Genomic DNA, 7,611 nt, shown 5'->3' with positions numbered 1-7,611 from the left:
TCGTCAAGGGGGATGAGGGGTGCCTGTCTGTTCCGGGGGCCTACATGGAGGTCGCCCGGCTGGAGCATGCCGCTGTCCGCGGTCAGGACCAGCACGGTGCCCCGCTCCGCCTGGAGGGAACCGGCTATTTCGCCCGTTGCCTGCAGCATGAGACCGATCACCTGTACGGCAGCCTCTACCTGGACCGGCTGTCGAGCCGCGGACGCAAGAAGGCCCTCCGCGAGATGGAGGAGCGGACCGAGGAGATCTTCGCCCGACGGGTCGAGGTGGCCGCGCAGCTCGGCAGGTAGCGAGCCACCGGCGCGCGCTACCTGTCCTGCAAGAAAGGCTATCCGTCCTGCGAGAAAGAGAGAGTCGGCGGTGGATGTGGTGTTGCGGCGGGCGGCCGAGGCGGCGACGGGCTTCATGCCCACGGAGGAGGGCCTGGCGCTCTACGCGGCGGCAACACGGGTATCGGCCGGCGGCCTGATCTGCGAGGTCGGCACCTACTGCGGTAAGTCGACCCTGTACCTGGCCGCAGCCGCCCGGACGGTGGGAGCGACGGTGATCACCGTGGATCATCATCGCGGGTCGGAGGAGAACCAACCCGGGTGGGAGTACCACGACGCCGATCTCGTCGACCCGCGTAGCGGCCGGCTGGACACGCTGCCCTTCCTGCGGCGGACGCTGGAGGACGCGGGCGTCGAGGACGTCGTGACGGCGGTCGTCGGCCGCTCCGAACGGGTGGGGCGATGGTGGTCGACCCCGGCCGACCTGCTCTTCCTCGACGGCGGGCACACCGAGGAGCAGGCCCAGGCGGACTACGGGGCCTGGGCCTGCCACGTGCGGCCCGGCGGTCTCCTGGCCATCCACGACGTCTTTCCGGACCCGGCGGACGGGGGCCAGGCGCCTTACCACGTCTTGGTGCGGGCGCTGACGGAGGGCTTCCGCGAGCTGTCGTGCGCGGGTTCGCTGCGCGTCCTACGCCGCGTCGACTGAGCGGCATCCGCATGCCGGCCGCTGCCGAGGAAGCCGGCGTTCGGCGGGCGTCACCACCCCCGTCCCCGGCTCCGTTCCCGGCTCCGTCACCACCCCCGTCCGCGACTCCGGAAGCCGCCTGCCGCCCTGCCGAGGCTCGTCGGACTCCTTGTCGAGGACACAGATCCCCTCGGGGAGGCCGTCGCCGCGGAAGAGGGTCTCGGTGACCCCGCCGGCCAACGTGTCGACCGCGAGGATCACCGCCGCCGCGGTCCAGGTCGACTGTTCGGCCGGCCAGAACGTCGCGGTCTCGAACTGCCAGCCCGTCCAGTAGCTCCCGTCGGCGTGCCGCAGGTGCTGCATGTCCGTGACCAACTTGGTCGCCGCGGCGGTCTCGCCCACGAGATGCAGGGCGATGGCTAGTTCGCAGGTCTCGGCCCCCGTGACCCAGGGCTCGTCGGCCACGCAGCGGATGCCCAGACCGTCGACGACGAAGTCGTTCCACCGGCTGGTGAGCCGGGACCGACCCGCGGACCGGCGCAGCGCTCCGCCGATCACCGGGTAGTACCAGTCCATCGACCACCGGTCGCGAGGGGCGAAGTACTCTGGGTGAGCGACGAGGGTGTGCCGCAGCGCGCCGGTCGCCCGTTCCCAGGCCGGTGGCACCTCCCCGACCAGGGCTGCGAGCGCCATCCCGCAGCGCAGGCTGTGCAACGTGCTGGAGCATCCCGTCAGCAGGGCCTCGGGGTAGTCGACACCGTCCGACGACCGGGCCCACCAGATCTGTCCGGTCGGGCTCTGCATGTCGACGACGAAGCCCAGGGCTGCCTCGACGACCGGCCAGATCCTCGTGAGGAAGGCGCGGTCACCGGTGGCCAACCAGCGGTGCCAGGCGGCGGTGGCGACATAGGCGCACTGGTTGCTGTCGGCGAAGTCCTCCTTGACCGCGCCGCCGACGTAGCTCGTCGCCCAGGATCCATCCGGCCGCTGGTTGCGGCACAGCCAGGCCCACGCGGCGTCGGCGGCGTCGACCAGGCCGCCGAGGTCGAGGGCCATGGCGCATTCGAGATGATCCCACGGGTCGGTGTGGCCACCGGGATACCAGGGGATGGCACCGTCCGGCTCCTGGACGACGGCGATCGCGGTCGCGGTCGCGGTGAGCGCCTCGGGGGTCAGGACCGGAGCAGACTCAACCGGCCGCACGCGTTACCTCCGGTTTCCTCAAATACAGCACGATGCTCTTGCCGATGATCGGATTGAGGGCCCGCTCGGCGAGCCGGGTGATGCGGGGACGGCGCATCATGTCCCACACCAGCAGCCGGTGGTAAAGCCGCGTCGCCGGATGGTCGTCGTCGTGGACACCGACGAGACAGCGCAGCCACCAGTACGGGGCGTGCAGGGCGTGTGCGAAATGGGTGCCGGCCGGTTCCAGTCCCACCGCGATCAACCGGTCACGAAGCTCGTCCCGGCGGTAGATGCGGACATGGCCCCCCTCGACGCTGTGATAAGCCGTCGACAGGCTCCAGCACACCTGCTCGGAGAACCGGTTCGGGACGGTGACCGCCACCCACCCCCCGGGCCGTAGCACCCGGGCGATCTCCGTCATCGCCGCCGTGTCGGCGGGCAGGTGTTCGAGCACCTCGGCGGCGATGATCCGGTCGAAGGTGCCGTCGGCGAACGGCAGCGCCAGCGCGTCACCGCGCACTCCGGCGGCCTTCGCCTTGGGCGGAGCCTGTCCCTCCAGAGCCATCGCGGCGAGCATCGCGTTGACGCCGGCGACCTCGCCGGCGGAGTGGTCCAGCGCGATGACCTCGGCGCCCCGTCGGAACGCCTCGAACGTGTGCCGTCCGGCGCCGCAGCCCAGGTCGAGCAGCCGGCAGCCCGCGGAGACGGGAAACTGGTCGAAGTCGACGGTCAGCATGCGTCGGCCGTCAGCCGGTCAGCGTCGACGACGCCGGTGCGGACGCCGCGGCGCCGGGTGTGACGGCGCCGGGTGTGGATAGCGGTGCCGGCGTCCACTGGGCCGCCGGTCCCGGGGCCGGGGCCGGGGCCGGGGAGGTGGGCGTCCCGCCGACCGCCGCGATCCGCTCGGCGTACCAGTCCGCGGTGGCCGCGGCGGCCGCCCGCCAGGAGAACCGCGCCTCCACCCGGCGGCGCCCGGCGGCACCCATTCGGGCCCGTCGTTCGGGATCATCGAGCAGGGAACCGATGGCGTCCGCCAGGGCTCCCGCATCCCCCGGTGGGACCAGCAACGCGGCCTCCCCGTCCGGACCGGCGACCTCGGGCAACGCCCCGGCGGTGGTGGCGACCAGCGGGATCCCGCAGGCCATCTCCTCGACGGCGGGCAGGCTGAACCCCTCGTAAAGCGAGGGAACGACTGCGACCTCGGCGGAGCGCAACAGGTCCACCAGCTCCGGTTCCGGCATGTTGGAACGGAACGTCACGGCGTCGGCCAGGCCCAGCTCGGCGACCTGGCGCTGGGCCGTTCCCCCTTCGCGGACCTTGCCGACGCAGACCAGGTGCGCCGAGCGATCCACCCGCAGCTTCGCGAGCGCCTCGAGCAGGACAAGCAGGCCCTTGAGCGGAACATCGGCGCTGGTCACGACGACGACACGGCCCGGAACCGCCGGATTGCCCGCGGGCGCCGGCGTGAAGACGTCGGCGTCGACTCCCAAGGGAACCGTGCGCATGACCGTCGTGGGGAGGTCCATGTCCGCGATGATCTCTCGCCGGGAGCTCTCCGACGGGATGACAATGCCATCCAGCCCCCGCGCGACCCGGGCCTGCATCGGGAGGAACGAGTACCACCGGCGCAGGCCCAGCCGGGAGGTGAAGGTGGTCGCCGCGGCGAGGTGCAGGCGGCGATCGACCGTGATCGGATGATGCACGGTGCCCACGACCGGGATCCGGTACGGGCGCAGGGCTGCCCGCAGCGCCAGCAGGCCGTATCCCAGCCCCTGGTTGTCATGGACGATGTCGAACGGCGGCCGACCCCCGGATGCCCTGGGGCGCAGGGCCTGGCAGGCACGCAGGCTGAAGGCGAGCGGCTCGGAGAACTGGCCGGTCCGCATCATGGCGAACTCGACGACGTCCGGCAGGCCGTGGAACTCGGCCAGTCCGGGCCACCGGAACGGGTCGGAGTCCCGGTAGAGATCGAGGCTGGGCAGTTCGGTGAGGCCGACACCCTCCTCAAGCACCGGGTACGGCGGCCCGCTCACCACCTGGACGCGGTGCCCCAGGGCGACCAGTTCGCGGGACAGATGTCGGACGTACACACCCTGGCCACCGCAGGTGGGCAGACTCCGGTACGACAACAACGCAATCCGCAACTGTGCGCCCTCCGTCCGTCTCGGGCCATGTCCTGGTTCCTCGACGTCGAGGGTGGCGCCGCTTCCTGGCACATTAGGATATTGAGTGCCGATCTTCACTGAAATGGGCCGACACTGTGCCCTGACTGCGTGCTCTGCGTCACACTAGGACTCTTCGTCGTGAGTCCAAGATCTGCGGCAACGAGGGAGACTTGCCCATCCAGAGGGTTTTGTGTCCGCTTTATCCCGCAGGCGCGGGGATCTTCCCGGATCACCGGTGGACGGTTTATGCAGCCGGGAATCGGCCCTATGGCGTTGCCCGCGACCTCCCGCAGCACGTCGGCCCGGGCCCGCTCTCAGACCTCGCCACCGACGGCCCGACCATCCCACCGGGCACGGCGAGCGCCGAAGGCGCAACACGGGGGGTCGGGGGGCTTGGCCCCCCGACCAGCATAACGGCCACGGCGAAGCCGCCCAGAGGGCAACGAGCATGATCGACCAGCGCGTGGACCTAGGTGGACTTGAACCACCGACCTCTTCCTTATCAGGGAAGCGCTCTAACCGACTGAGCTATAGGTCCGTGCTGCGAGTGCAAGAATACAGGACGGCGGCGCAGGAGTGGGACCGCCGCCGTCCCTCCAAGCTACTGATCACTCAAAGTCAGCTCGACGCCGCCGATCATCTCGGCGCAGAGGTTGTAGAGCAGGGCACCGAGCGTGGACAGCGCGGTCATGAGGATGACGTTGATCGCCCCGATGAGCAAGCTGATCTGCATTGCCCGGCCGAACGACAGCCATCCTCGGATGTCGGTGCTGCTGCTGTCGGTCAGGGTATCGGCCGCGTCGGAGACGCTGTCGAACACGCCGATCGAGTTCAGGACGAACCACAGCACGGCGATCGCGACGAGCAGAACCACAAAGACGCAGAGGGAGAACGCGAAGCTGACCCGGGTCACCGTGAGAGGATTGACCTTGGACAGCTTGAGCTTGGCCCGCCGGCCCTGACCGGGCGGGCGGGCGGAACCGGACGAGCCGGAACCGGACCGGCCAGGGGAGTGACCGGCACCCGCCCGCTCAGCGGAGACCGGTTCGAACTGGTCGTCGAGCGCACCGGGGGAGGTCGTGGTCACGCTGTTCAGAGCACCCGTCGTGGTGGTACCCGCGGACTCCGGCGCCGCGAGCGGCCGGTCGTAGGCCGCCGTGGGGCCGGCACCGCCGGACCTCCCCCCCGCCGGACCCGGCGCGGCGGGGCGTACCGGATCGGGGGCGGGCATGCGCTCGGGCGCGGCACGGTTCCTGTCGGGCTTCGTGGTATGGCTCCTCGTCATGCTGGGCGGGCGGACCAGGGAGATGGTGTCGGTCTCCCGTGGCCACTCGGCCGGGGGCTCCACGCGAACTGCCGGCCCCCCTGGCGTGGCTCGACCGGGTCCGGGTGGCGCTGGGCCGAGGGGCTTCGCCGGCGACGATACGGCGGCCGAGCCGAGTTTCCGGGTAGCCAAGCCCGCCTCGTCGGAGTCGGTTCCAGCGGCCCCGGTACGAGCCGACCCGGATGGGGACACCGACGACGTTCCGCTGGCACGTCCCGTGGAGGTGCCAGCCGACGACCCTGCGCCCGACGCGCCCGCGGAAGAGGTGGACAAGGACCGCGAGGACAAGGGAGACTTCGCCCCGTCGGGGACCGATCCGGAGCGGGACGCCGCCGAACCCGCCGAACCCGCCGAACCCGCCGAACCCGCACCCGACGCCGACGAGCCGGGTTCAGCCGAATGGGCTTTTGACGACCCGGCCTTCGACGACCCGACCTTCGACGACCCAATCGAACCCGTCGGCCCCCCGGCGGAGGACCGCAGCGCGTCCGCCGCGCCTCCGGCCGGGCCGCGGCCGCCCTCCCACTCCTCCACGGGCCGACCGGACCGCCCGGGCCGCTGGAAGAACGGATTACCGGACTCGGGCCCACCGCCGGCCGCGGGCACCTTCACCGTCTCGCTGCCGGCGTCCTCCCCACGGCCGTCCCGCAGCGACAACGAGCGGCCCGCGGCGTCCGCCGCGCGTCCCGACGCCGTCCCGGCGCCGGCCCGGCTGCCGGCTTCCGAATCACGCCCGGCGGAATCGGAAACACCGGCGGAACCCGCGGAATCCGGGCCGGAGGAGCTCGCGCCTCTGGCCGCGCCGCCAGCACCGGAGGAACCAACGGAAGCGGGTCTCACCGTGGACCGTGGGCCGGCCCCGTCCCCTCCGCTCGGCCGGCGGGACTGCTCGGTGGCACGCGATCCCTCCGCCCCGGCGGCCGAGGAGGGGCCGCGGTAGACCGCCGACCGGGCTGGCCGGTCTTCCTGACTGTCACTCACGGACTCTCCCGGTTCAGTCCTGACGGTGTGCACGGGTCCCGCGCACACCCGTCCCCTCGGGCGGCGTCGTTCTCGGCGTGGGTGGCCACGACCACGAGATCGTCAGCCTCTCGGGGCTCGCTCTCAGCTTTCCTGGGGCCCGGCGTCAATACGAGCGTCGGTGTCCTCCGCATCAGCATTACGTGCGACTCCGACAACCTGCACCCCGGACTCCAGATCGATGAGCCGGACTCCCATGGTCTGCCGCTGCGCCCGCCGTACATCCTTGGCAACGGTCCGCAATACACCCCCGTTGGAGGCGATGGCGTAGAGCTGGTCGTCGGGATCGACGACGAGTGCCCCCACCAGACCACCGCGAGTCGAGACGATCTTAGCGGTCAGCACGCCCTTGCCACCACGGCCCTGCACCGGGTACTCGGCCAGCGGCGTCCGCTTCGCGTATCCACCGGAGGTGGCGACGAGCAGATCCGCCGTCGTACCCGGCACGACAACGTCCATGGACAGCAGTTCGTCCTCGGCATCGAACCGCATACCGATCACACCCGAGGTCGCCCGGCCCATCGGCCGCAGCTGCTCGTCGTCGGCGTGGAACCGGATCGACTGGGCGTTGCGGCTGACCAGGAGCAGATCGTCGCCGGGCGCCACGAGCCGGGCGGCGATCAGCTCGTCGTCGTCGCGTAGGTTGATCGCCACCAGGCCACCGGCCCGGTTCGAGTCGAAGTCATGCAGCGCGGTCTTCTTGCACAGCCCGCGCTTGGTCGCCAGGACCAGGTAGGGGGCGGCCTCGTAGTCCTTGACCGCGATGACCTCGGCGATCCGCTCATCCTGTCCGAAGGCCAGGATGTTCGCGACGTGCTGGCCCTTGGCCGACCTGGCCTGCTCGGGCAGCTCGTGCGCCTTCGCCCGGTACACCCGACCCTTGTTCGTGAAAAACAGCAGCCAGTGGTGGGTGGTCGTGACGAAGAAGTGCTCGACGATGTCGTCCTCGCGCAGCGCCGC

The 7,611-nt window shown here is 71.0% G+C and carries 8 protein-coding genes and 1 tRNA gene; 3 read left to right on the top strand and 6 right to left on the bottom strand.

Features of this window, described 5'->3' with window-relative positions; genetic code table 11:
• Together AC08ON_RS08925 and AC08ON_RS08920 are read left to right on the top strand one after the other, a co-directional pair.
• On the top strand, nt 1-290 hold a 290-nt coding region (locus AC08ON_RS08925; protein ID WP_476616773.1), incomplete at its 5' end, for a peptide deformylase.
• Between the two features lie 70 nt (nt 291-360).
• On the top strand, nt 361-978 hold the full coding sequence (locus tag AC08ON_RS08920; protein WP_476607133.1) for a class I SAM-dependent methyltransferase: 618 nt from the start codon (nt 361-363) through the stop codon (nt 976-978).
• Here AC08ON_RS08920 and AC08ON_RS08915 read toward each other — a convergent pair.
• The 5 genes from AC08ON_RS08915 to AC08ON_RS08895 form a co-directional block, all read right to left on the bottom strand.
• Nucleotides 961-2,160, bottom strand: coding sequence for a hypothetical protein (locus AC08ON_RS08915; protein ID WP_476607134.1), 1,200 nt, complete (start codon nt 2,158-2,160; stop codon nt 961-963). The genes AC08ON_RS08920 and AC08ON_RS08915 overlap by 18 nt on opposite strands.
• Nucleotides 2,147-2,878, bottom strand: a complete 732-nt coding sequence (locus AC08ON_RS08910) for a class I SAM-dependent methyltransferase (RefSeq protein WP_476607135.1) — start codon at nt 2,876-2,878, stop codon at nt 2,147-2,149. Before AC08ON_RS08910 ends, AC08ON_RS08915 begins: the two co-directional genes overlap by 14 nt.
• A 10-nt stretch (nt 2,879-2,888) precedes the next feature.
• Nucleotides 2,889-4,286, bottom strand: coding sequence for a glycosyltransferase family 4 protein (locus AC08ON_RS08905; protein WP_476607136.1), 1,398 nt, complete (start codon nt 4,284-4,286; stop codon nt 2,889-2,891).
• 485 nt (nt 4,287-4,771) lie between these two features.
• A tRNA-Ile gene (locus tag AC08ON_RS08900) sits at nt 4,772-4,845 on the bottom strand.
• Nucleotides 4,846-4,908: 63 nt separating this feature from the next.
• Nucleotides 4,909-5,538, bottom strand: a complete 630-nt coding sequence (locus AC08ON_RS08895; RefSeq protein WP_476607137.1) for a DUF3566 domain-containing protein — start codon at nt 5,536-5,538, stop codon at nt 4,909-4,911.
• Between the two features lie 316 nt (nt 5,539-5,854).
• Between AC08ON_RS08895 and AC08ON_RS08890 the strand changes: the two genes are divergently transcribed.
• Entirely contained in the window at nt 5,855-6,571 is a 717-nt protein-coding gene (locus tag AC08ON_RS08890; RefSeq protein ID WP_476616772.1) for a hypothetical protein, read from the top strand.
• 164 nt (nt 6,572-6,735) lie between these two features.
• On the opposite strand, the gene AC08ON_RS08885 is transcribed toward AC08ON_RS08890, so the two are convergent.
• On the bottom strand, nt 6,736-7,611 hold an 876-nt coding region (locus AC08ON_RS08885; protein ID WP_476616771.1), incomplete at its 5' end, for a DNA gyrase C-terminal beta-propeller domain-containing protein.

The organism is Frankia sp. CoWAU3, assembly GCF_977971855.1.
Note: the sequence above shows the minus strand (reverse complement) of the source record. Positions and strands in the feature narration are given on the sequence as shown.

Coding starts and splice junctions, on each gene's coding strand:
- AC08ON_RS08910 (WP_476607135.1), bottom strand. CDS start 2,878: ATGCTGACCGTCGACTTCGACCAGTTTCCCGTCTCCGCGGGCTGCCGG.
- AC08ON_RS08895 (WP_476607137.1), bottom strand. CDS start 5,538: ATGCCCGCCCCCGATCCGGTACGCCCCGCCGCGCCGGGTCCGGCGGGG.